Source organism: Georgenia sp. TF02-10, assembly GCF_022759505.1.
Lineage (GTDB): Bacteria > Actinomycetota > Actinomycetes > Actinomycetales > Actinomycetaceae > TF02-10.
Window position 1 is genome coordinate 2,188,923 of record NZ_CP094289.1, and the last position, 23,484, is coordinate 2,212,406.

General features: G+C 69.7%; 24 protein-coding genes, 1 pseudogene and 1 riboswitch. Of the genes and pseudogenes, 8 read left to right on the forward strand and 17 right to left on the reverse strand.

The window, feature by feature from the left end; all coding sequences use genetic code 11:
* Positions 1-9 precede the first annotated feature (9 nt).
* From MF406_RS09850 to MF406_RS09865, 4 genes are all read right to left on the reverse strand, one after another.
* Positions 10-600 carry a DUF305 domain-containing protein gene (locus MF406_RS09850; RefSeq protein ID WP_242892601.1) on the reverse strand — a complete coding sequence of 197 codons (591 nt, stop codon included), beginning with the start codon at positions 598-600 and terminating at the stop codon, positions 10-12.
* 110 nt (positions 601-710) lie between these two features.
* Positions 711-2,048, reverse strand: a complete 1,338-nt coding sequence (locus MF406_RS09855) for a multicopper oxidase family protein (protein ID WP_371744459.1) — start codon at positions 2,046-2,048, stop codon at positions 711-713.
* A 147-nt stretch (positions 2,049-2,195) separates the two neighbouring features.
* The gene (locus MF406_RS09860; RefSeq protein ID WP_242892605.1) at positions 2,196-2,441 is read right to left on the reverse strand and encodes an SHOCT domain-containing protein; all 246 of its coding nucleotides are present in this window, start codon (positions 2,439-2,441) and stop codon (positions 2,196-2,198) included.
* 80 nt (positions 2,442-2,521) lie between these two features.
* On the reverse strand, positions 2,522-3,148 hold the full coding sequence (locus tag MF406_RS09865; RefSeq protein ID WP_242892607.1) for a DUF305 domain-containing protein: 627 nt from the start codon (positions 3,146-3,148) through the stop codon (positions 2,522-2,524).
* Between the two features lie 403 nt (positions 3,149-3,551).
* Between MF406_RS09865 and MF406_RS09870 the strand changes: the two genes are divergently transcribed.
* From MF406_RS09870 to MF406_RS09885, 4 genes are all read left to right on the forward strand, one after another.
* Entirely contained in the window at positions 3,552-3,971 is a 420-nt protein-coding gene (locus tag MF406_RS09870) for a hypothetical protein (RefSeq protein WP_242892609.1), read from the forward strand.
* A gap of 122 nt (positions 3,972-4,093) precedes the next feature.
* Entirely contained in the window at positions 4,094-4,810 is a 717-nt protein-coding gene (locus tag MF406_RS09875) for a class E sortase (RefSeq protein ID WP_242892611.1), read from the forward strand.
* The gene (locus MF406_RS09880; RefSeq protein ID WP_242892613.1) at positions 4,810-4,965 is read left to right on the forward strand and encodes a hypothetical protein; all 156 of its coding nucleotides are present in this window, start codon (positions 4,810-4,812) and stop codon (positions 4,963-4,965) included. The genes MF406_RS09875 and MF406_RS09880 overlap by 1 nt, the downstream gene beginning before the upstream one ends.
* Before the next feature lie 238 nt (positions 4,966-5,203).
* Positions 5,204-6,166: a hypothetical protein gene (locus MF406_RS09885; RefSeq protein ID WP_242892616.1), complete on the forward strand. Its 963-nt coding sequence runs from the start codon at positions 5,204-5,206 to the stop codon at positions 6,164-6,166.
* A 1,031-nt stretch (positions 6,167-7,197) separates the two neighbouring features.
* On the opposite strand, the gene MF406_RS09890 is transcribed toward MF406_RS09885, so the two are convergent.
* Positions 7,198-8,604 carry an IS1380 family transposase gene (locus MF406_RS09890; protein WP_242892618.1) on the reverse strand — a complete coding sequence of 469 codons (1,407 nt, stop codon included), beginning with the start codon at positions 8,602-8,604 and terminating at the stop codon, positions 7,198-7,200.
* Between the two features lie 171 nt (positions 8,605-8,775).
* On the opposite strand from MF406_RS09890, the gene MF406_RS09895 reads away from it, so the two are divergent.
* Entirely contained in the window at positions 8,776-9,273 is a 498-nt protein-coding gene (locus MF406_RS09895; RefSeq protein WP_242892620.1) for a DUF3105 domain-containing protein, read from the forward strand.
* A gap of 112 nt (positions 9,274-9,385) precedes the next feature.
* Here the strand turns inward: MF406_RS09895 and MF406_RS09900 are convergent, their stop codons facing one another.
* On the reverse strand, positions 9,386-10,792 hold the full coding sequence (locus tag MF406_RS09900; protein ID WP_242892618.1) for an IS1380 family transposase: 1,407 nt from the start codon (positions 10,790-10,792) through the stop codon (positions 9,386-9,388).
* A gap of 107 nt (positions 10,793-10,899) precedes the next feature.
* On the opposite strand from MF406_RS09900, the gene MF406_RS09905 reads away from it, so the two are divergent.
* Positions 10,900-11,097 carry a DUF3105 domain-containing protein gene (locus tag MF406_RS09905; RefSeq protein ID WP_256463958.1) on the forward strand — a complete coding sequence of 66 codons (198 nt, stop codon included), beginning with the start codon at positions 10,900-10,902 and terminating at the stop codon, positions 11,095-11,097.
* Positions 11,098-11,635: 538 nt separating this feature from the next.
* On the opposite strand, the gene MF406_RS09910 is transcribed toward MF406_RS09905, so the two are convergent.
* From MF406_RS09910 to MF406_RS09955, 10 genes and pseudogenes are all read right to left on the reverse strand, one after another.
* Complete coding sequence (locus MF406_RS09910; protein WP_242892633.1) at positions 11,636-11,965, reverse strand: metal-sensitive transcriptional regulator; 330 nt, start codon at positions 11,963-11,965, stop codon at positions 11,636-11,638.
* A 99-nt stretch (positions 11,966-12,064) separates the two neighbouring features.
* A complete protein-coding gene (locus tag MF406_RS09915; RefSeq protein ID WP_242892635.1) occupies positions 12,065-12,313 on the reverse strand; it encodes a hypothetical protein in 249 nt (82 codons plus the stop codon).
* A 27-nt stretch (positions 12,314-12,340) separates the two neighbouring features.
* On the reverse strand, positions 12,341-14,665 hold the full coding sequence (locus MF406_RS09920) for a cation-translocating P-type ATPase (protein ID WP_242892637.1): 2,325 nt from the start codon (positions 14,663-14,665) through the stop codon (positions 12,341-12,343).
* A gap of 59 nt (positions 14,666-14,724) precedes the next feature.
* On the reverse strand, positions 14,725-14,937 hold the full coding sequence (locus MF406_RS09925) for a hypothetical protein (RefSeq protein WP_242892639.1): 213 nt from the start codon (positions 14,935-14,937) through the stop codon (positions 14,725-14,727).
* Positions 14,937-15,152, reverse strand: coding sequence for a heavy-metal-associated domain-containing protein (locus tag MF406_RS09930; RefSeq protein ID WP_242892641.1), 216 nt, complete (start codon positions 15,150-15,152; stop codon positions 14,937-14,939). The genes MF406_RS09925 and MF406_RS09930 overlap by 1 nt, the downstream gene beginning before the upstream one ends.
* Before the next feature lie 408 nt (positions 15,153-15,560).
* A pseudogene (gene lnt / locus MF406_RS09935) lies at positions 15,561-16,757 on the reverse strand (apolipoprotein N-acyltransferase); the annotation flags it as partial.
* A 52-nt stretch (positions 16,758-16,809) separates the two neighbouring features.
* Positions 16,810-17,901 (reverse strand): integrase core domain-containing protein, encoded by a 1,092-nt coding sequence (locus MF406_RS09940; RefSeq protein WP_242892526.1) that lies wholly within the window; start codon positions 17,899-17,901, stop codon positions 16,810-16,812.
* Positions 17,901-18,197 carry a hypothetical protein gene (locus MF406_RS09945; RefSeq protein WP_242892566.1) on the reverse strand — a complete coding sequence of 99 codons (297 nt, stop codon included), beginning with the start codon at positions 18,195-18,197 and terminating at the stop codon, positions 17,901-17,903. Before MF406_RS09945 ends, MF406_RS09940 begins: the two co-directional genes overlap by 1 nt.
* Positions 18,198-18,319: 122 nt before the next feature.
* Positions 18,320-19,999 (reverse strand): apolipoprotein N-acyltransferase, encoded by a 1,680-nt coding sequence (lnt, locus tag MF406_RS09950; RefSeq protein WP_371744461.1) that lies wholly within the window; start codon positions 19,997-19,999, stop codon positions 18,320-18,322.
* A gap of 193 nt (positions 20,000-20,192) precedes the next feature.
* Positions 20,193-20,417, reverse strand: coding sequence for a heavy-metal-associated domain-containing protein (locus MF406_RS09955; RefSeq protein WP_242892648.1), 225 nt, complete (start codon positions 20,415-20,417; stop codon positions 20,193-20,195).
* Between the two features lie 305 nt (positions 20,418-20,722).
* Between MF406_RS09955 and MF406_RS09960 the strand changes: the two genes are divergently transcribed.
* Positions 20,723-21,328: a TlpA disulfide reductase family protein gene (locus MF406_RS09960; RefSeq protein ID WP_242892650.1), complete on the forward strand. Its 606-nt coding sequence runs from the start codon at positions 20,723-20,725 to the stop codon at positions 21,326-21,328.
* 3 nt (positions 21,329-21,331) lie between these two features.
* Positions 21,332-22,120, forward strand: a complete 789-nt coding sequence (locus MF406_RS09965; RefSeq protein ID WP_242892653.1) for a cytochrome c biogenesis CcdA family protein — start codon at positions 21,332-21,334, stop codon at positions 22,118-22,120.
* 66 nt (positions 22,121-22,186) lie between these two features.
* Here MF406_RS09965 and MF406_RS09970 read toward each other — a convergent pair whose 3' ends face one another.
* Positions 22,187-22,885: a C40 family peptidase gene (locus tag MF406_RS09970; RefSeq protein ID WP_242892655.1), complete on the reverse strand. Its 699-nt coding sequence runs from the start codon at positions 22,883-22,885 to the stop codon at positions 22,187-22,189.
* 144 nt (positions 22,886-23,029) lie between these two features.
* Positions 23,030-23,205: riboswitch (cyclic di-AMP (ydaO/yuaA leader) on the reverse strand.
* Positions 23,206-23,484 lie beyond the last annotated feature (279 nt).

Here is a 23,484-nt window from a genome sequence, read left to right on the forward strand (position 1 = left end):
GACATGGCCTCAGTCCGTGGCGCACTGACGCTCTGCAGGCTCGTCGAAGGCCGGCACCGCGCGCGCCTCAGCTTCCTCCGGCGTCGCGGCTACCCCGTTCGCCGCGATGTCCTCGATCAGCCAGTCCATCTCAAAGATCTCGCGACGCTGCGCCTCGCTGATCTCCACGGCGAGCTCACAGACCCGGACGTCCTCGATCCCGGCTCGCTCCGACCGCGTGATGGCCAGTGAGTGGTGCGGGATCATCGCGCGCATGAAGGCGGAGTCGTCCACCGTGGCCTGGCTGCGGTCCAGCGCCGTCCCACCCGCCAGCAGCCCGAGGCTGACTACCACGACGACGACGTTCGCCTTGGCGTTCTTGTACATGTTCAGCATCCACGCGAGCATGACCAGCCCCATCGCACCGCCCATGGTCACCGCCATAAACACGCGGCTCTGGCTGAAGCGCACGTGGCCCCACTCCCACGAGCCGACGAACATCACCCAGTACATGACGACCATCGCCGTCAGGAGCATCGCGGCGAACCGCAGGTACATCTTCGTGTTCATGTTGCGCGAGTGGCTGTCGTGGTCCTCGCTCACGTGCTCGTGCTCTGCCATCGGGAAACACTCTCCTTTCTCAGGACTTCGGTCCTCAATCGTTCACTCACCCGCGCGTACCGTCCCACCCGCGGAATGGCGCGGTATCCGCGCGACGGCCGCCGCGGGAGCTAGTGGATGTCGACGACTGCCATCATCCCGGCGTCTTCGTGGTCGAGGATGTGGCAGTGGTAGACGCTGCGGCCCGGGTGATGGGTAAAGTCCACCAGCGCCCGGACCCGGCCATTAGCGGGAACATTGACGACATCCCGCCAGGTCGGTGCTGACACCGGTTCGCCGTTGTCCTCGACGAGTTGCATGGGCCAGACGTGTAGGTGGAAGGGGTGATCCATCGGCGTGGGGTTGGTGATGGTCCACTCCTCCACCGACCCGGCAGCGACCTGCTGGTCGACCCGGTCGGCGTCAAAGGCACGGCCGTCGAAGCCCAGGTCCATCATGGTCCTCCTTTGGCCGGGACGGATTATCCCCCCGCCCATGGTCATCGTGAAGGCGATCTCCCGCCGGCCACTGAGCGGGCGGTCGCGCAGGTCCGGGTCTGCAGGTCGTTCCGGCACCGGTCCCGGGGCGGCGGCCTCGTCTCCGGAGACGACCAGGGTGGCCAAGTTAGTAGGCCCGGACAGGTCCCCGCCGCCCATCATCATCCCCATCCCGCCGCGGTCGTACCCGAGTGAGCGCAGCTCGCTGGTGCCGGCGCGGGCGGTCACCAGCAGGTCCGCGCGGTTCCCCGGAGCCAGCAGGACCTGCTCGACCTCCCGGGCGGCGGGTTCGTGACCGCCGTCGATGCCCAGCAACGCCAGGCGCTGCCCGGGCAGCGCCAAGCGCAGGTAGCGGGAAGTGCACGCGTTGACCACTCGCCACCGTTCCCGTTCTCCCGGCCGGGCGGCGAGCTCCGGCCGGAACTGACCATCGACCAGGACAAGGTCCCCTTCCCGGCCCATCATCACCTCCGGTGCCGATACCGGCGCGACCGCACCGCCGGCGTCCAGAGTGATGTCCGAGACGACGAGGACCCGCTCCCGACTGGCCGGCACCTCATCGCCCTCGACGATCACGGCGCCGTACAGGCCGCCGAAGATCTGGTCAGCCACCGTGCCGTGGCGGTGGGGGTGGTACCAGAACACCCCCGTCGGGTGGTCCTCGGGCAGGTCGAAGCGGTACTCGAACGTCTGGCCCGGCTCGACGCTGATGAAGGGGTTGTCCCCGTTGTCCCGCGGGGAAACCAGGAGGCCGTGAGTGTGCAGGTTGGTCGGCGTATCGAGCTTGTTGCGCAGAAGCACCTCGATGCGGTCCCCGGGCCGCACCCGCCAGGTCTGTCCCGGGACAGCGCCGTTGTAGGTCAGTACCCGCGCAGGCCTTCCGGCAATGGTCGTCTCCCGTGGGGCAGCGACCAGCTCCACGCGCAGGAGCCCACCCTGGCTGCGCACCACCTCAGGCTCAGCCAACGCCACTGATCCGCCTTCCGGTGGGCGCAGCGCGGCCTGCCGGCCGGCCCAGGGAAGGCCAGTGCGGGACAGCCCCACCCCGCCGACGACCACACCCAGCGCCCCCAACGCCCCAAGCCGCAGTGCCTCCCGGCGGGTGATCGGCTCCACCGCTCAGCCCTCTGGACCCTCGAGGCGCCGGCGCCGCTCGTCATACTCCGCGGCGTCAATCTCTCCCCTGGCGTACCGCTCATCGAGGACCTCCAGCGCGCGGCTGCGCCCCTCCAGCGGCGGTCGACGCTGCTCATCGCGGCCACCACCCCACAGAAGGCGGATCAGCACCACCACCAACACGACCACACCGACCATGAGCAGCACGAAGAACAGCCAACCCCAGCCCATTCCCCTCGTGCCAACCATGCCATCTCCTCGAAGTCGGTCCCAGGCACCGGAGGTTGTGCCTTACCCGGGCTGAACTCCCAGCCCCCCGAGCCTCCCTCTCAGAGCGTCTCCAACAGCTGCTCCATCTCCGTGATCTCGGCCTGCTGGTCATCGATGATCGTCTGGGCCAGCTCCAGCGCCTGCGGGTTCTCCCCGCCGTCGAGCTCCTCCTGCGCCATGTCCACCGCGCCGCGGTGATGGGCGATCATCAGCTCGAGGAACCGCTGGTCGAACTCGGCGCCCGACAGCGACTCCAACTCGGCCATGGCCTCCTCCTGGCTCATGCCCTCCATGTCCATGCCGCCGTGGTCCATGCCGCCCATCGGGGAGGTCTCCTCCCCCCAGGCCTCGAGCCAGGACGTCATCTTCTCGATCTCCGGGCCCTGCGCGGCGGAGATCCGCTCCGCGAGGGAGCGCACCTCCTCACTGTCCGCCTTCTCCACGGCCAGGTCGGCCATCTCGATGGCGCCCTCGTGGTGGACGATCATCATCTGAGCGAACATCGTGTCCGCGTCGTTGTGCACGTCCTCAGCGTCCGTCGCGCCGTCGGTCGTCTCCTCCGCGGCGGTGCCCTGGGCCGGCTCCTGCGGTGTCGTCTCCTCACCGTTACCGCATGCGGCAAGGGAGAGAGTCACAGCAAGGCCGCCGGCAACGGCGGCGAGTCGGGTCCTGAGTGTCACGGGCATCTCCATCTACTGGGTTCGATCCACACACAAGGGGTCCCGGCGAGCCCGGCCCCCTGTGGTGGCTACTCGAGGCTAACCACGCCCAACTGACCGGCGCCAAGCCGGGGAGGAGGAGTCTGCGGAATTTCATCGAGTTTTCATCAACTACCTCGAAGCAGACCCGACAGTGACGACCATCGCGGCCGCGGCCGCGGCACTGGACCGCCACGACCGGCTACCAAGCCCGTCGTCCGGCTTCAGCATGAGCTCGAGAGAGCCCCAGCGGGGTAGCAGCCCCGCCACCGCAGAAGCCGATCGCCACCTCCCCCGGCGGCGGCCGCTCGGGCGGGGCGGCGCAGGCCTTCATCGATTCTTGATCATCCCTCTACCGCAGTCCTCCACCGAGTGGAGGACGCTTCTCGCCATGACGACCATCGCGCGACCGGCAGCGACCGCCCCCGCATCCGCGCAGCAGCTCGACGCGTCACGCGGAAAGCCCCGCAGGACGGTATGGACGGTCATCACCGCAACGGTCGGCGGGGTGGTCGGGCTCGCGCCCCACCTCCTCCACCATGCCGGACCACTGGTCGGCACCGCCCTGGTGGCCGGTGCCGGCGGTACGGCCCTGTTCGGGTTGCTCGGGCTGGCGGCATCGGTGCCCATGCTCATCAGGCTCAGGCGTCGTTTCGCTAGCTGGTGGGCGCCCGCGATCGCGCTCACGCTGTTCGGAGCCATGTTCACCCTGTCCTCGCTCGTCATCGGCCCCCAGATCAGTGCGTCACTCGAGCCAGCGGCGCCCGAGGTCACCGACTCCGTCGACCACGACGTCCACCACGAACCGTGAGGACGAGCCGCCCGCAGCCTGACGTCACGAGCGAGCCTCAGGTCGCCGACGTCGGCGCGCCGGGCGTCCCCGTCGCCTCACAGCCGACCGAACCCGGCCCGGCGCGCAGACCGACCATCGCGGTGCGTGTCGTCGGTGTCGCCGGCGAGGTGATGCTCACGCTCGGTGTCCTGGCCTCCCTCTTCGTCGTGTGGCAGCTCTGGTGGACAGATGTCGTCGGCGGACGGCAGCAGGAGGCGGCGGTCGAGGAGTTTCGGACGAGCATCGATACCCCGGGTCGTGAGACGCAACCTGACCTTCCCGATGTCGCAGCGAACCCGACACCGAGCGACCAACCTCCACCGGCCATGCCGTCACCCGACCCGACGGAGGTCTTCGGCATCCTCTACGTGCCGAGGTGGGGACAGGACTACGCGGTTCCTCTCGCCGAGGGCGTCGACGTGGCCACAGTCCTCAACAAAGGCAGCATCGGCCACTATCCCGGGACCGCGATGCCGGGTCAGGTCGGAAACTTCGCCACCGCCGCACACCGGCAGAGCTTCGGTGCCCCCTACCGCCACGTGGAGGAACTGCGACCCGGTGACCCCATAATCGTGGAGACCGCTGATGGCTGGTTCGTCTACCGCGTGACCGAGGACTACATCGTGACCCCGGACCGGGTTGACGTCGTCGCCCCGGTACCAGGACAGCCCGGGGCGGAACCGACACGACGCCTCATCACGCTGACGACCTGCCACCCGCTCTACTCCGCCGCGCAGCGGTGGATCACCCACGGAGAGCTCGCCGAGTGGTACCCCCGCGCGGGTGGCGCACCCGCCCAGCTCATGGAGGAACCCTGATGTATCACGCGATATGGAAGGCGCTGCCCGGGCCCCGTTGGCTCAAGGCGATGGAGGCGATGCTCCTCGCTGGGGTCGCCGTGGCGGCGCTGTTCACCTGGGTCTTCCCCTCCATCGCAGACGACATCGGACTCTTCACCAACACGGTGGGGTGACTACACCGATGACGTCTGAGCATGCTGCGCCACCAACACCGCTCGACCCAACGGCGAAACGCTCTGCGCACCAACGGGCGCGACGCCCTTCACGGTTACCTGTAGTCGTGACCGCCCACCACTGCCCAGGACCGACGTGATCGAATCCCGCCTCACCAGCCGCGGCGCCCGCGTGCTCGCCGCCACAGCCGTCATCGTCGGACTGCCGAGTCCGGCATCCGCCCACCAGGAGTGGTTCGTGAGCGACCCGGACGCATACCCGGTCGACCTCTCCGCGCTCCTACGACCGGGAGTCCTCCTCGGCGTGACGGCCGTCGTGCTCGTGACACTCATCTGGCGCGGGCTCGCCGCCCGCTTGCCGGTTCCCGAACTGCGTGCGCTGACCATCACCCGCCACCTCTCAACGCTGGTCCCGTGGGTGCCGCGCCTCCTCGCCGCGCACCTGGGCGTCAGCCTCCTCGTGCTTGCCTTCGACCGCGCTGTCCTCGACCCAGGCATCCACGTGCCAGATGGAGTTGGAGGTACCCTCCTGCTGGTGCCGCAAGCCGTCGTAGGTGCCCTCCTCGTGGCCGGCGTGCTCGTCCGCCCAGCGGCCGTAGCCATCGTGATCGCCGGACCCCTCGTCGTCATGCTCCACAGCCCCAGGGCCTTAGCCACCCTGGCCGTCCTGGTCGGCATCGCGGCATTCCTGTTCATCCTCCCGCCGCGCCTGGAGAACGGCGGTCGACGTGACATGGACGCTCTCGCGCTCCGGCGCGCGACCCTCGCACTCAAGCTTGGCACCGGAACGACGCTGATCTCCCTGGCCGTCGTGGAGAAGCTCGCCAACCCGCAGATGGCCAGAACGATGCTCGACCAGGTGCCGGTCCTCAACCTCCTCGCCCCCTTCGGCGTGAGCGCGGACATGTTCGCGCTGTTCGCCGGAACCGTTGAGCTGATGTTCGGCCTCCTCGTCATCTCGGCTGCCTTGCCGCAGGTCGTCGCCGTCGTGGCGGCCGTCCCATTCACGGTGACCCTCACGCTCTTCGGAGCGACCGAGCTCCTCGGGCACCTCCCGGTCTACGGCGTCCTGCTCGCCCTCCTCGTTCTGGGCAGCCGGGAGGATACTTCGCGAGTCCTCTCGGGACTTCGCCCGACGGAGGCCTCACCGGATCGGCACGCACGTGCCAGGCGACGGCAGATCCAGCGCCCGCGCTCATGAGGCGCGAGCCGGCACCGCGACCCGCGCACACCGCGCGCGGACGCTGCACCGCTACCGTCAACCACTCAACACGGGGAGGCGCTTACGGTCCCTAACCGAACGGACGCGTCGTCCCTCGCCACCGGCAGGTCCGTGCTGCCCTCAACGAGCCGGGACCCCCTATGACCAGGACGGCTGGGCGACTCCGTCCTCACCGCCTCGCCTCCAGCGGCACGCGCGGCGACCCGCTGGCACTGCTCGCGGCCAGCGAAGGAAGCGGGACTGGGGAGCGCACCGTTGAGGCCCCCCAGGCCCGGGTCACCGGCTCCCAGACCGTGCCACGGCTTCAGGTGATCCGCCAAAGAACCACGGACGCCGACAACACCTGCCGGACTTCCCCATGCTCGACGCTCTCCGCGCACGCCGGGCGGGCAGCGGGCAACGACTCCGGCTCAGTCGGAGTGCCTCGGCCTCAGGCCCGGCCCGTCCACAGTGGGCGCAACAGCCTCTCGAGAAGCCCGCAGCGAAACGGTAGTTGCTGGGAGCGGCCTGGTGGACGCAGCAACGGCAGAGCGAGGACCAACCCCATCGCGTAGGTGGGCATGACGTTGACCCCGTGATCCAGCAGCTGCAACGACAGCCCGCCCACGAGAAGCAGGGACGCACGCCACAGCACCGTGCCCCAGAGAGGCCGAAGGCCCGTGTTCCGTGCCCGTCCGGTCAGCAACGACAGGCCAAGTCCCGCAAGCACGACGAAGAGCAGCGACGCCCGTCCCATCGGCACGCGATTAAGGACCTCGGCCAGCCCCTGGCCCTCAGTAGGGCCAATCACCCGAGGAAGAAGCTCCCGGGGAGGACACCGGGAGTCGGAGTCTTCATGGTCCCTTCATCTTCGGCCCACCCACACGTCCTAAGCCTCGATCCACCGATGAGCTGCTGAGGAGGTCGCTGTCGGCGGCAGGATGTCGGGGCTGGAGTGAGGGCGTGCAGGAGTTGCCGGTCTGCCCGGCTCTTCCACTGGGGTTCCTGCTTGTAGGGACTGGGTCTGTGGGTCAGATCGGCGCGGTCGCTCGGCGCGGGGCGAGGGCGTCGTAGAGCGCGGACCACGCTGTTTGCCATGGCCAGCCCTGTGGAAGGTGCAGGTGCAGGCGCCGGGCGGAGGAAGCAATACGTGCCGGGACGTTGATGAGCTTGCGGCGGATCGTTGCCGTGGTCGCCCGAGCCAGCCCCGGGGCGTTGGTCAGTGTCGCGGCGGCGCGGGTGAGGTTGAAGGCCATGACCGCGCAGACGAGCCAGGCAGCGTTGGCGTTGAAAACTCCCGAGGGCATGTGCGCCAGCGCGGAGGCCTTGAGGTCGGCGTGGACGTTCTCGATGATGGCGTGTGCCCGGTGGACCTTGTCGGCAGCCACGGTGTCGCGCTCGGCGGCGGGGGCGGTGGTGAAGAACGCGTGGAAGCGCCACGTATCGAACAGTGTGGCCTGCCCCTGGTTCTTCTTCGGGTTCAGGTCGGGGATTCGGCGCACCACCAGGCGGCCGGGGATCTGCTCGCTGGTCTTCTTGGAGGTGAAGGCGGTGAAGGGGATCTCGGCGACCTCGGCCCGCGAGATCCACCTGCCGCTGTCTTCGTCGAAGATCGCGTCGGTGTACTTGATCGTGGTCCAAGCATCGTCGCTGATGGCGGCGATGGCGCGCTTGACGGCCGGGTCCATCCGCACGGTGACCGATACGTGCGCCCCGGTCTTGAGCACGGCGGTGACCAGGGCGTGGGAGTAGAACGCTGAGTCCGCGCGCACCAGCACTGGCCGCCCGGCCAGGCAGGTGCGCCGGATCAGAGCCAGGGTGTCAGTGGCCAGGCGGACCGCTCCGCGCGGGGAGCCGGCCGAGCCCTTGCGCAGCCGCTGGGCGGCGATCACCGGGGCGATCTGCTCGGTGCTCACGGTGGCCAGCAGCGCATTCAGGCCACGCACTCGGGTATAGCCGAAGGATGCTCCCTGCTTGTGGTGGCCGTGGACCTCGATGATGGTGTCGTCGATGTCGACCATCACCGTGCCGCTGTCCCCCTCGCGGCCCAGGAACTCGGAGCGCTCGGCCAGGGCAAGTGCGAACCGTGAAGCCACCGCGTCAGCCTGACGCACGTGTCCGAAGGTGAAGGCGCGCAGGAAGGAGCCCAACGTCGAGGGAGCGTAGGCACGGTCGAAGATCTTGCCCATCGCCCCGTGGCGCAGCAAGGCCATGTCATCGATGCTGTCCGCCCCGGCGGCCATACCCGCCACCAACGAGGCAAGCTTCAGGCCCGCGTTGGCCCCCTTGTCCCTCGCCACGCTCAGGTGCTCATCTCCCAGCCGACGCAGCCCGGCCTCCTGAGCCAGAGCCATCAATGGGACCAGCCCGGCGGCCGACACGAGGTTGGGCTCGTCAAACGTCGCTGAGACCACTGAAGGGGTGTGAGACAGTTGCATCTACGAGATGCCCTTCTTGAGCGGGTTATGCGGACCTTAGACAAGTCGCATTTTCCCAGGTCAGGAGGGCATTCTCACTCTCCCACGCCGCCCACCGGACACAGTCGATCGGTGGATCGAGGCTAAGGTGCAGTCACCGGGGCGCAGCCGCGCACCACAGAAGGGACCGCAGTGGGTGACGGGAAGAAGCAGGTGCGTGAGCGAGCCGCCAAGGTGGCCGCCATGCGGGCGGAGCAGATGCGAAAGGAGCGCCGCCAGAAGTTCTTGCTCTTCGGGGCCGTCACCGTCGTCTGCCTAGGGCTCATCGCCGCTGTAGCGGTGGCCCTAGCAGGGGAAGCGCGGCGCCAGGCTGAGGTTGAGGCAGCGGCCAACGCCCCCATCGAGGGGGTACAGGAATACGAGGATCTCTCCGCCGGGCACGTCACCGACCCGGTGGACTACGGGACCTCACCGCCAGTAGGCGGTGATCACAGCACGGTGTGGCAGAACTGCGACGTGTACACCGAACCGGTGCCAAACGAGAACGCCGTCCACTCCCTCGAACACGGAGCCGTGTGGATCACGTACTCCCCCGACCTGTCCGCCGATCAGGTCACCGCCCTCACCGAGAAGGCGACCCGGGGCCAGGGATACACCCTGGTAAGCCTCGATCCACCGATGAGCTGCTGAGGAGGTCGCTGTCGGCGGCAGGATGTCGGGGCTGGAGTGAGGGCGTGCAGGAGTTGCCGGTCTGCCCGGCTCTTCCACTGGGGTTCCTGCTTGTAGGGACTGGGTCTGTGGGTCAGATCGGCGCGGTCGCTCGGCGCGGGGCGAGGGCGTCGTAGAGCGCGGACCACGCTGTTTGCCATGGCCAGCCCTGTGGAAGGTGCAGGTGCAGGCGCCGGGCGGAGGAAGCAATACGTGCCGGGACGTTGATGAGCTTGCGGCGGATCGTTGCCGTGGTCGCCCGAGCCAGCCCCGGGGCGTTGGTCAGTGTCGCGGCGGCGCGGGTGAGGTTGAAGGCCATGACCGCGCAGACGAGCCAGGCAGCGTTGGCGTTGAAAACTCCCGAGGGCATGTGCGCCAGCGCGGAGGCCTTGAGGTCGGCGTGGACGTTCTCGATGATGGCGTGTGCCCGGTGGACCTTGTCGGCAGCCACGGTGTCGCGCTCGGCGGCGGGGGCGGTGGTGAAGAACGCGTGGAAGCGCCACGTATCGAACAGTGTGGCCTGCCCCTGGTTCTTCTTCGGGTTCAGGTCGGGGATTCGGCGCACCACCAGGCGGCCGGGGATCTGCTCGCTGGTCTTCTTGGAGGTGAAGGCGGTGAAGGGGATCTCGGCGACCTCGGCCCGCGAGATCCACCTGCCGCTGTCTTCGTCGAAGATCGCGTCGGTGTACTTGATCGTGGTCCAAGCATCGTCGCTGATGGCGGCGATGGCGCGCTTGACGGCCGGGTCCATCCGCACGGTGACCGATACGTGCGCCCCGGTCTTGAGCACGGCGGTGACCAGGGCGTGGGAGTAGAACGCTGAGTCCGCGCGCACCAGCACTGGCCGCCCGGCCAGGCAGGTGCGCCGGATCAGAGCCAGGGTGTCAGTGGCCAGGCGGACCGCTCCGCGCGGGGAGCCGGCCGAGCCCTTGCGCAGCCGCTGGGCGGCGATCACCGGGGCGATCTGCTCGGTGCTCACGGTGGCCAGCAGCGCATTCAGGCCACGCACTCGGGTATAGCCGAAGGATGCTCCCTGCTTGTGGTGGCCGTGGACCTCGATGATGGTGTCGTCGATGTCGACCATCACCGTGCCGCTGTCCCCCTCGCGGCCCAGGAACTCGGAGCGCTCGGCCAGGGCAAGTGCGAACCGTGAAGCCACCGCGTCAGCCTGACGCACGTGTCCGAAGGTGAAGGCGCGCAGGAAGGAGCCCAACGTCGAGGGAGCGTAGGCACGGTCGAAGATCTTGCCCATCGCCCCGTGGCGCAGCAAGGCCATGTCATCGATGCTGTCCGCCCCGGCGGCCATACCCGCCACCAACGAGGCAAGCTTCAGGCCCGCGTTGGCCCCCTTGTCCCTCGCCACGCTCAGGTGCTCATCTCCCAGCCGACGCAGCCCGGCCTCCTGAGCCAGAGCCATCAATGGGACCAGCCCGGCGGCCGACACGAGGTTGGGCTCGTCAAACGTCGCTGAGACCACTGAAGGGGTGTGAGACAGTTGCATCTACGAGATGCCCTTCTTGAGCGGGTTATGCGGACCTTAGACAAGTCGCATTTTCCCAGGTCAGGAGGGCATTCTCACTCTCCCACGCCGCCCACCGGACACAGTCGATCGGTGGATCGAGGGTAAGTCCCTACGAGAATCTGGAATCGGCCATCGTGCTCAGTGCGTGGGGTGTCCAGCTCTCGGTAGATGACGCGGCGGACCCCCGCATCGACGCGTTCCTAGCGAAGCATGTCCAAGGCGAGCAGACCCCAGAGCCCGGCGCATCCTGCTCGGGCGGCACCACCGACACATCCCCGGCCTGAGTACTGCCAGACGCGACCCGACCCCTCGGAGTCCAAGCCGCCGGCGGCGGACGTGTCGCCGGCACGGGTGACCACTCAACGTCAACCGGTGTGCCCCGGCCCCAGCTAACGGGGAGACGCCACCCTCCCTGTAGGCGGACACGGATCTGCCTGCCGATGGACAGCCGATCCCCTGTCCGTGGCCATGGGGCCGGGCCGTCGTGAACCTCCCACCGGGGGCTCGCTCGACCACCGCGGTACCCCTTCCCGCCAGACGCAGACAACCCGACGACCAGGACAGGGGCGCCGTCCACGCCCAGGAACCACGGCAAGCGGCGTCACGAATTCGACACGGCAGGCCCCTTTCCGGAACTGCAACTGAGACAAATCCTCGACTTACCACCAAAGCGGTACCGCCCCGCCGGGGCAGCATGCATGTCCTTGCCGGTGGGAGACGTCCCGCGAGCGAAACGCTCCCCTGCCGTTCCCGCAGGTGGCGCGGCGTTGGATCCCCGAACACGGCACTTGGGCGGCGGGCCGAGCCGGCCAGGGCCCGCGGCTAGGAACGCACGAGGCGGGCGATGGCGTCGGACGCTTCCTTGATCTTGGCGTCCGCGGTGTCACCGCCGAGCCTGGCGGCGTCAACGACGCAGTGCTTGAGGTGGTCGTCGAGCAGGCCGAGGGCCACGCCCTGCAGCGCGCTGGTCAGGGCGCTGACCTGGGTGAGGATGTCAATGCAGTACTGCTCCTCCTCGACCATGCGGTGGATGCCGCGGGCCTGGCCCTCGATACGCTTGAGCCGGTCGAGGTAGCGCTTCTTGTCGGTGATGTAGCCGTGCGTGTGGGGCGCCAGCCCCAGGTCTGGGGTGGGCTCAAGGGTGTCGGTCATGGTGGTGGTCCTTCGAGGGTGGAGCGATAGGGCAGAGAACTTGCCCGGGTGCCAGGCGCGGTGCTACTTGCTGGACGTGTCGCACCGGCCACGGCGGGGTCAGGCAACGGTGGTGTATCGGGCGGGGTCGGCGTCGAAGAGGGGTCCGCAGGCGGCGCAGCACAGCCAGTACCGCTGTCCCGCGTGGTCGCGGACCAGACCGGATGCCTCCGCCTCGGCCTTGACGACCATGCTGCCCTTCATGACGGGGCACTCAGCGATGTCGTCCGCCTCCGGTCCAAGCAGGTTGTGACGCTTGGCGCCGTCGTGGTGGCCGTGGCCGTGGCCGTGGTCGTGGTCGTGAGCCATGCGTGGTCCTTTCGGGTTGTGGGTTGGTCAGGCGTTGACCGGCTGCGCCACGCGGGTGCGTGGCATGGCCGCAGACGGCTGAGGATCCTTCGCCTGGCTCGTGAAGGAGCGCAGGCGCAGGCTGTTGCCGACGACGAAGACGCTGGAGAAGGCCATGGCCGCGCCGGCGAGCATGGGGTTGAGCAGCCCGAGGGCGGCCAGCGGGATCGCGGCGGTGTTGTAGGCGAAGGCCCAGAACAGGTTGGTCTTGATGGTGCCCAGCGTCCGGCGGGAGAGCCGGATCGCGTCGGCGGCGCTGCGCAGGTCCCCGCGGACCAGGGTGATGTCGGCCGCCTCCATCGCGACATCGGTCCCGGTGCCCATCGCCAGGCCAAGGTTGGCCTGCGCAAGGGCCGGGGCGTCGTTGACGCCGTCGCCGACCATCGCCACGACCTTGCCCTCGGACTGGAGGCGGGCGACCACGTCGACCTTGTCCTTGGGCAGGACCTCGGCGATGACCTGCTCGATGCCGACCTCGGCGGCGATCTGCTCGGCGACGGTCCGGTTGTCCCCGGTGAGCAGCACCGGTGTCAGGCCCAGTGCCTTGAGCTGGTCTATCGCCTGGGCGCTGGTCGGCTTGACGGTGTCGGCCACCACCAGCACGCCCCGGGCCCGACCGTCCCACCCGACGACGACGGCGGTCCTGCCTTGCGCCTCGGCGCGGGCCTTGGCAGCGACCAGCTCTGCGGGGAGGTCCAGGGACCAGTCGGCCAGGAGCGACTCGCGGCCCACGACCACGCCGTGCCCGTCGACGGTGCCCTGGACGCCCTTGCCCTCGACGTTGGCGAAGTCCTCCGGCGTCGGCAGGATGCCGACCTCCTGGGTGGCGCCCTTGGCGATCGCCTGGGCGATGGGGTGCTCCGAGGCGTCCTCCAGGGCGCCGGCCAGGCGCAGCAGCTCGGCGCGGTCGGTGCCGGTGGCGGGGACGACGTCGACCAGGGTCATCTTGCCGGTGGTCACGGTGCCGGTCTTGTCCAGCACCACGGTGTCGACCCTGCGGGTGGACTCCAGCACCTCGGGGCCCTTGATGAGGATGCCCATCTGAGCGCCGCGCCCGGTGCCCACCAGCAGCGCGGTGGGGGTGGCCAGGCCCAGGGCGCACGGGCAGGCGATGATGAGCACCGCGACGGCCGCGGTGAACGCCGCGCTGAGCGGGAAGCCCGCGCCGATCCAGGCACCCAGGGCCGCGACGGCGATGGCGATCGCGACGGGCACGAAGATCCCGGAGACCCTGTCGGCCAGGCGCTGGATCTCGGCTTTGCCGGACTGGGCGTCCTCGACCAGCTTGGCCATCTGCGCCAGCTGGGTGTCGGACCCGACCCGGGTGGCGCGCACCACGAGGCGCCCGCCGGCGTTGACGGTGGCACCGGTGACCGGGTCGCCCTCGGCGACCTCGACGGGCACCGACTCACCGGTGAGCATCGAGGCGTCCACCGCGGAGGTGCCCGAGACGATGACCCCGTCGGTAGCGATCTTCTCCCCCGGGCGCACGACGAACTCATCGCCCACGGCGAGCTCGGAGGTGGGGATGCGCGTCTCCGCCCCGCCGCGCAGCACGGCCACGTCCTTGGCGCCCATCTCCAGCAGGGCACGCAGTGCCGCACCGGCCTGGCGCTTGGAGCGCTTCTCGAAGTAGCGGCCCAGCAGGATGAACATCGTCACCCCGGCGGCGACCTCGAGGTAGATGTTCGCCGCCCCGTCGCTGGGGGCCACGGTCAGCTCGAAGGGGTGGGTCATCCCCGGCACGCCGGCCGTCCCGAGGAACAGGGCGTATAGCGACCACAGGAACGCCGCGCCGGTCCCCACCGAGATCAGGGTGTCCATCGTGGCCGCGCCGTGACGCAGGTTCGTCCACGCCGCCTTGTGGAAGGGCCAGGCCGCCCACACGATCACCGGTGCGGCCAGCGCCAGGGAGGCCCACTGCCAGTAGGTGAACTGCAGCGCCGGGATCATCGCCATCGCGATGACCGGCACCGACAGCACCACCGAGCCGATCAGGCGCTGACGCAACGAGACGAGCTCGGCGTCCGGCTGTTCGCCGTCGCCGTCCTGCTCACGGTCCAGGTCCTTGGCGCGGGGCAGGGCGGCGGTGTAGCCGGTCTTCTCCACCTCGGCGATCAGCGCGGCAGCGTCGATCCCGGCGGGCGCGCTGACCTGGGCCTTCTCGGTGGCGTAGTTCACCGTGGCGGTGACGCCGTCAAGCTTGTTGAGCTTCTTCTCGATGCGCATCGCGCACGAGGCGCAGGTCATCCCACCGACCTCGAGCTCAATGAGGGTGCCCAGCGCCTGCGGCTGAGCCGACGATGCAGACATTCGCAACTTCTCTCGTGTCGTTCCGCTGCCGGTGCGTACGGACCGCACCGCAGGGCCAATCAGTGGCCGCGCTCGTCGCTGCCTGAGTCGGTGTCGGTGGAGCCGGCGCCCGGGATCTCCTCACCGTTCGCCTTCTCACCGTGCCCCTGCGTCGACTGCGTCCACGCCGCCACCGTCTCCTCGGGGACGATCGCGTCTGCGGTCGCGGCGGAGACCGCGAAGACCACACCAAGGCCGGCCAGGTACAGACCGATCCGTGCGGGCGCCCTCATCAGACGCGCACCGCCGAGTAGCCGGCTTCGTCGACCGCGGCCAGCACGGCGGCGTCGTCAACCGGCTCACCGCCGGTCACGACCAGCTTGCCGGTCTTCGCGCTGACGTCGATGCCCTCCACACCCGGGATCTGGCTGACCTCCTCACGGACGGACATCTCGCAGTGGCCGCAGGTCATGCCGGTCACCTGGTACTCGAGGTTGACGATGCTCATGGTTCAGTCTTCCTTCCGACGACTACCCCTACAGGGTACGTGTACCGTGAAGCGACGGTACCCACCCGGGGTATTCCCGGTCAAGTGGAGAACGAGCAGGTGGCATGAGGCACAGTGGGTCGAACGTGGTGATCGTAGGTGGCGGCGCGGCCGGGCACGCGGCGGCCAGCACACTGCGCCAGCAGGGCTACCGGGCAAGATCACCCTGGTGCACGGTGAGGACATCGCGCCTTACAACCGCACCCTGGTCAACAAGGCCGTGCTCCAAGGCCTGCTCACCCCGCCAGATCGCCCTGCCCCCACTCGAGAGCCTCGACGTTGAGATCACCCACGCCCGGGCGCAGGCGCTGGACGAGCCAGGTTCCACCCTCGCCCGCCCCAGGGGTGTGATACCAGCCGCGCCGCGTGTCACCGCGCCCGGGTGCGCTCGGTTGGGTGATCGTCCAGCGCCCACTCAGGGGGCTCTCCCGTGCGGCGCCGCGGCACGCGCCCCTCACCGGCCGCGCCCGCCCCGCGGCGGCTGACGCCGAGGACCAGGAGGCTGACGGCGAGCACCCCCACCACCAGCGCGGGCCACTCCCCCAGCCTGTTCGTCAGGGTGATGGAGGTGCGCAGCGGAAGCTCCCCGATCATCTGCTCAGCAGTGAACAGCCCGGTCCGCACGAGCACATCCCCGTCGGGGCCGATCAAGGCGCTGACGCCCACCGTCGAGATCTGCACCGCCGCCCGCCCGTGCTCAGCGGCCCGGAACCGGGACATCGCCAGCTGCTGCGTCGACTCCTGGGTCAGCCCGAAGGAGGCGTTGTTGGTGGGGATGACGATGAGCTCACCACCCGCCAGCACACCCTCGCGGACCAGGTCGTCGTAGGCCACCTCGAAGCAGATCGCCGTGGTCACAGGCACCGTGCGGCCGAGCCGCGCGATCGGCACCGGCACCATCGCCGTCCCGTCCCCGGCGGCCATGTCGGTGGTCACGAGATCCACCGCCGGGGTCAGCCGCCGGAAGAAGTCCCGGTAGGGGACGTACTCACCGAACGGGACCGGGCGCTGCTTGGTGTACCCCACCTCGGCGCTCGTGCCGATGCCGGGTTCCCACAGGATGTAGTCGTTGTAGCGCCGCTCGGGATGAAACCGCTGGGTGCCCAGGAGAATCGGCGCGCCGACCGTACGCGCCGCGGCGTCGACGACGGTGGCGACGCCCGGGTCGGTGCGCGGGTCGATGTCGGAGGCACTCTCCGGCCACAGCACCAGGTCCAGCTCACCGGGTCCGACCTGCTCCAGCAGCGCCTCAGTGCCGGTGGCGTGGTTGGCAGCCACCGCGCGCGCTTGAGACATCGCCTCGGCGCCCTGCTCGTGTACGTTGCCCTGGACCGCACCGACCCGGAGGGTGCCCGACTCGGCACGGGTCTCCAACGGCGCCATCGCCGGCAGGAACAGGACGACGGCGGCGACGAGGAGGGCTGCGCCCGCGGGGGCTACCCGCAGTCGGCGCACGCTCACCAGTGCCATGGCGAGGAGGGCGGCGAGGGCCACGACGACAGCGCTGACCAGGGCCTCGCCACCTACCGGCGCGAGGCGCAGCAGCGGCGCGTCGGTCTGGGAGAACGCGAGCGTGCCTGACCTGTGTCAGCGTCTTTGTCCGCTTTAGGCCGTGGGATCACACCACATCGGGGTCTCCTGGGTTGGGTTGATTCTTCCGGTGTGCTCGGTGGTAGGCAAGGCGCTGGCGGGCAGCGCGGGCCAGCCCCTCGCGCCGGGCCCGACGGATGGCTTCGCCGCGGCCCTCGTGCTCGTCCAGCGGGGTGACGTAGCCGATGCCCGAGTGCAGCCGCGAGCCGTTGTACTCGGAGCGGACGACGTCGAGCTCGGCGCGCAGGACAGCGGGGTCGGTGATTGCCAGCAGGTGGGGCCACTCGGTCTTCACCGTCCCGTTGAGGGACTCGATCCAGGCCTGGTCGGTCGGCGTTGAGGGCCGGCCGAAGTGCTGGGCGATGGCGACCATGGCCATGAACTTGCGGGTGTGCCCGGCGATCATCTGCGAGCCGTTGTCCGAGACCGCCAGCAGGATCGGGGTCAACTCATCCTCCCCGTCCAGCTCCAAGTTCCGACCTCGGTCCTCGGCCCGCTGCACCGCAAGGTCGAGCAAGCCCTCGGCGTCAAGAGCCTGCTCGAAGCCGAGCCGGACCTGGACGTGGGTCTCCTCGGCCGAGACCACGTGCGTGAGCCACTTGCGCGAGACCAGGTCCTCGATGATCAGCACCGCCATCCCGGCCGCGGTGAAGTGGGTCGTGTCGTAGATCCAGATCGAGTTTGGCCGGTAGGAGGCCCAGTCCGGGAACGGACGCCGCTGCCCACGCGTAGGGCGCGGTGGATGACGAAACCGCAGGTCATGATCGGTAAGCACACGTCGCACCGTCGATGGGGAAGCCCAGAACAGGTCCTCATAGGAGCCGCGGTGGGCCAGGCGCCGGTGGGAGAAGTCTCTCTCCCCGAAGGTCTCGAACGCCGCCAGGATCGCCTCGATCTCCACCGGCCTCAGGGCGTTGACCGAAGCCCCGGGACGAGCATCATCCAGACCAGCCTCGCTGTCCGCTCGGCGCCGCCAGCGACGCAGCCGGCGCTCCTGCAGGCCGAGCACCTCACACGCCCGGGCCGCGGGCCAGCCCTCGCCCTCGGCGTGCTCGACCAGGTCCAGCAGCACCTGCTTGGTACCGGCGTCGACCCGGACTGGGACGGGGGCGGTGGGCATCAAACCCGCCCCCCTTTTCCCTCCAGGAGGGTCAGCTTCACTGCCAGTTCCTTGACCGCCTCCGAGAGTCGGGCGATCTCGGCGTTGGCCTCCTCCAGCTCCACATCACGCACCGACTTGCCCGGCGTGCCGGGCTTGGAGGCCGCCAGCGCTGCCAACGCGCCGTCCTTGGCCACCTGCCGCAGCCGGATGATCGTGGAGCGGTCCACCCCGGCCGAGGTCGCCGCCTGACCGATCGTGGCCTCACCCCGCAGCAGCTGCAGCCAGATCTCATACTTCGCTGACGGCGACAGCACCGTCCTGCTCCGCCGCGTCCTCGCGGCACCGTTCGTACTCATCGCGCACCCTCCTACAGGCGTCACGAAGACCGTACCGATGTTGCTTGATTCCCCGGCTCAAACCGGACACGAACGCTGACTCAACACACGCACCGCGCCCGGGTGCGCTCGGTTGGGTGATCGTCCAGCGCCCACTCAGGGGGCTCTCCCGTGCGGCGCCGCGGCACGCGCCCCTCACCGGCCGCGCCCGCCCCGCGGCGGCTGACGCCGAGGACCAGGAGGCTGACGGCGAGCACCCCCACCACCAGCGCGGGCCACTCCCCCAGCCTGTTCGTCAGGGTGATGGAGGTGCGCAGCGGAAGCTCCCCGATCATCTGCTCAGCAGTGAACAGCCCGGTCCGCACGAGCACATCCCCGTCGGGGCCGATCAAGGCGCTGACGCCCACCGTCGAGATCTGCACCGCCGCCCGCCCGTGCTCAGCGGCCCGGAACCGGGACATCGCCAGCTGCTGCGTCGACTCCTGGGTCAGCCCGAAGGAGGCGTTGTTGGTGGGGATGACGATGAGCTCACCACCCGCCAGCACACCCTCGCGGACCAGGTCGTCGTAGGCCACCTCGAAGCAGATCGCCGTGGTCACAGGCACCGTGCGGCCGAGCCGCGCGATCGGCACCGGCACCATCGCCGTCCCGTCCCCGGCGGCCATGTCGGTGGTCACGAGATCCACCGCCGGGGTCAGCCGCCGGAAGAAGTCCCGGTAGGGGACGTACTCACCGAACGGGACCGGGCGCTGCTTGGTGTACCCCACCTCGGCGCTCGTGCCGATGCCGGGTTCCCACAGGATGTAGTCGTTGTAGCGCCGCTCGGGATGAAACCGCTGGGTGCCCAGGAGAATCGGCGCGCCGACCGTACGCGCCGCGGCGTCGACGACGGTGGCGACGCCCGGGTCGGTGCGCGGGTCGATGTCGGAGGCACTCTCCGGCCACAGCACCAGGTCCAGCTCACCGGGTCCGACCTGCTCCAGCAGCGCCTCAGTGCCGGTGGCGTGGTTGGCAGCCACCGCGCGCGCTTGAGACATCGCCTCGGCGCCCTGCTCGTGTACGTTGCCCTGGACCGCACCGACCCGGAGGGTGCCCGACTCGGCACGGGTCTCCAACGGCGCCATCGCCGGCAGGAACAGGACGACGGCGGCGACGAGGAGGGCTGCGCCCGCGGGGGCTACCCGCAGTCGGCGCACGCTCACCAGTGCCATGGCGAGGAGGGCGGCGAGGGCCACGACGACAGCGCTGACCAGGGCCTCGCCACCTACCGGCGCGAGGCGCAGCAGCGGCGCGTCGGTCTGGGAGAACGCGAGCGTGCCCCACGGGAACCCACCGAAGGGCCAGCGGCCCCGGACCTGCTCCACACCAACCCACACAACCGCCACGCCAACCACCTGCGCCCAGGCGTGCTTCCCCACCCATGCCCCGCGTCGCACCCAGGCCCACGCCGCACCGAAGACCCCCAGGTACACCGCCTCAAGCACCGACAGCGCCACCCACCCGATCGGCTGGCCCACCGCTTCGTTCGCCCACCACACGTGTGGGAGGAAGAACGCCAGCCCGTAGACAAGACCCACCACGAATCCCCACCGGGCGGAGTCGCGCCGAAGCGCGAGCAGCAACAGCGCGACGCCGACATAGGCCATCGGCCACCAGGACCTGGCCGGAAATGCCGTCTCGGTCGCCAGGCCACCGGCGACGGCGAGCAGGACAGTCCACCAACGTGACGGCTCCGGCCCGGCCACCCCGTGCCGGCCACCGCTCACACGTGCGAGGACCACTCCGCGTCAGGCCAAGGACAGCACGGCGATCATGCCGAGCCGTCCACCTTCTGCAGTGCCAGTTCGCACTCGCGGTCAAGTCGCGTGGCTCCAACGCGGTCGCCCGGGTCGCCCGGGTCCGTGCAGCCCAGCAGACGCCCCCCAGCACCCGCCCTCAGGAGCAGCGCAGACCCGACGGATTGAGCGCTGCTCCTCACGCAGGCGTCCCGGTGAGCTCGTAGCCGGCCTCGTCCACCGCAGCACGGACCTCATCGAGCGCGAGCTCCCCGACGCTCGTGACCGTGACCGTGGAGGCCCCACCGGCGACGAGGTCGACATCGACGTTCTGCACGCCGGTGAGCTTGCCGACCTCCTCGGCCACGGAGCTCACGCAGTGCCCACAGGTCATGCCGGTAACGGTGAAGGTGCTGGTAGTCACGGGGACCTCCCTGATCGATGTGTTCGGCGCCGAAGTCGGCCCTCTCTTTGTACCCCCCCAGGGTAGGACCGACAACCTGCTGGGTTATGGTGCTTGCCAGGCCCATATTCCCCGGACCCGTGCGGTTTCGTGGCCCCCACCGGCACGCCGCGCGCGGCGCCAGGCACCGTGAAGATTCCGTTAAGAACCGCCCCGGTCGTCCCCGGGACGGGGAACTTCCGGCCAGAGCGGCGACGATGGTCGCCGGACCAGTGCAGCGATCAGCGAGCCCCCGGGCGGGGTTCCGGTTGGAAAAGGTGACAAGCGTGAGACCCCCCAGGCGTCGGGCATCCCTCAGGCGAGCGGTCACGGCGGCGGCCCTGGCCACCGTCGTGGCCCTGAGCGGCTGTGCCGCCACCGCGGATGCGGGCGCGGAGCAAGACTCCGGGGCCGGGTACGTCGCCGGGGACGGGTCCCTGGCGACCTGGGAACCGGAGCAGCGTGACGGCGCCATCGACCTCGTCGGCCAGACCTACGACGGCGAGGAGGTCGACCTCAGCCAGTGGCGCGGGGAGGTCGTGGTCGTCAACTTCTGGTACGCCGCCTGCCCACCGTGCCGCGCCGAAGCCGGGGACCTGCGGGCCATCCACGAGGACTACACCCCCCGCGGGGTACAGCTGCTCGGCGTCAACCCACGCGACGACGCCGCCACCGCGCAGGCCTTCGAACGCACCTTCGAGGTCCCCTACCCCTCCATCCACGACCAAGGAGCCGCCGCCGTCGCCGCCTTCCAAGGACTCGTGCCGCTCCAAGCCATGCCCACCACCGTGGTCCTGGACCGCCAGGGCCGGGTCGCTGCCCGCATCATGGGCCAGATCGACCCCACCACGCTGCGCGGCCTTATCGACGACACCCTCACCGAGACGGCCTGAGCGATGTGGGACCAGCTCGGCTCCTTCTTCGCCAGCACCGTGCTCACCGGCCCCATGCTCGCCGCGCTCCCCGTCGCCGCGATCGCCGGATTCATCTCCTTCGCCTCCCCGTGCGTGCTGCCCCTGCTGCCCGGGTACGTCGGCTACCTCTCCGGCATGGCCGGGGTCACCACCCCCGGCACCCGCCTGGCCGGCGGACCCCAGACCAAGGTCCGCGACGGGCGGCTCCTGGCCGGGGTGCTGCTCTTCGTCGCCGGCTTCACCGCCGTGTTCGTCCTGCTCGGCGTCATCTTCGCCTGGCTCGGGATCCTGCTCGCCCCCTGGCTGGACCTCACCACCCGCGTCCTCGGCGCGCTCGTCGTGCTCATGGGCCTGGCCTTCATGGGCTACGTCCCATTCATGCAACGCGACCGGCGCCTGCACCTGACCCCCCGACAGGGCCTGTGGGGCGCCCCGCTGCTCGGTGTCGTCTTCGGGCTGGGCTGGGCCCCCTGCATGGGCCCCACCCTGGCCGCAGTCCTCAGCCTCGCCTTCAGCGAGGCCGACCCCGCCCGCGGCGGGGTCCTCGTCTTCGCCTACAGCCTCGGGCTGGGCATCCCCTTCGTCGCCGGGGCGATGCTGCTGTCCCGCTCCACCCGGGCGCTGGGCTTCCTGCGCCGCCACCGCCGCGCATTCCAGCGCCTCGGCGGCGGGCTGCTCGTCCTCCTCGGACTCGCGATGGTCACCGGGCTGTGGACCTGGGTCTCGGGCTACCTGCAGGGCCTCGTCGCCAACTTCCAGACCCTCGTCTGACCCCGGAACGGGTGGTGGCCCGCAGCCACACGGCTACGGGCCACCACCAATCGGCTCCCCGGGGGCTCAGCCCACCCGGATGAACGTCGGGTTCGCCTTGTAGATGTCACGCACCGACAGCGGGTTACCCGGGCTGAAGGCCGCGATGTACTGCCCATCACCCACGTAGATCCCCACGTGCCCGGGCCACCACACCAGGTCACCGGGCTGGGCCTGGGACGCCGAGACCTGCGTGCCCGCGTTGCGCTGCGCCGCCGAGGACCGCGGGATGGAGATGCCCGCCTGGGCGTACACGTACTGGGTGAAGCCCGAGCAGTCGAAGCCCGCCGGGGTCGACCCGCCCCACACGTAAGGGGTGCCGACGTACCGGTAGGCGATGTCCAGGACCGCGTTGCCCGACGTGTTGGCCGGCGGGGCCTCACTGCGGGCCGCCGACCGCGACGCCGACGTGGTCTCCCGCTCGATGCCGGTCGCCGTCGACGTAGCCGTCGTTGCCGCCGCCACGGCGGCCTGCCCCTGGGGGATGGTCAGCACCTCACCGACAATGATGAGGGCCTGCGCGTTCAGGCCGTTGGCCGCGATGATCCCCGAGATCGTGCTGTCGTAGCGCTGCGCCAGCTTCCCCACGGTGTCCCCCGACACCACGGTGTGGGTGACCTCGCCGGCCGCGGGGCTGCTCGCCGGCGTGGTCGCCGCCGCCTGGGTGTCGACCACTGGCGGGTCGGGGTGGACCGGCTCCATCGCGGAGGCGGTGGTGGTGGCCATGGTCAGCACCAGGCCGGAGGAGGCCGCCGCAAGGGCGGCCCGGCGCGCGGCCGGACCCGTCAGGCACGGACCCAGCGATGAGAAAACGGTGACGGGACGACCCTCGGCGCGGTGCCGTCCACGGGTGTGGCTAGATGTCACGGGTAAACCTCTCCAGGGCGCCTACGAGGTCAGCTGTCGGGTTCGGGTAGGAGCACACCCGGCTCAGGCATCGAGCTTCACCCCAAGGACCTGCAACGCAGGCCCACATCGGGTTCCCCGTCCCTGCCACGGACGATCGAGGACCACGGTGCGGTGGCAGGGCTCGGCGTCCGCACGCGGGCTTCCCGATGAAGGGGCGAGAAGCAGGAGCGACGCTACACACTCCAACCCCCAGGATCACGGTTCGATAACGGCCCCGGCGAAGACTTCATCAAACCTTCATCCTCACCGCCCGCTCCTGCGGCTGCGGGCCCCCGGCGAGGCCCGTAGCGTCGCTACTCCCGCACCATCACGACTGTCCGCGGGGATAGCCACTGATGTGTTGAGTCAGCGTTCGTGTCCGGTTTGAGCCGGGGAATCAAGCAACATCGGTACGGTCTTCGTGACGCCTGTAGGAG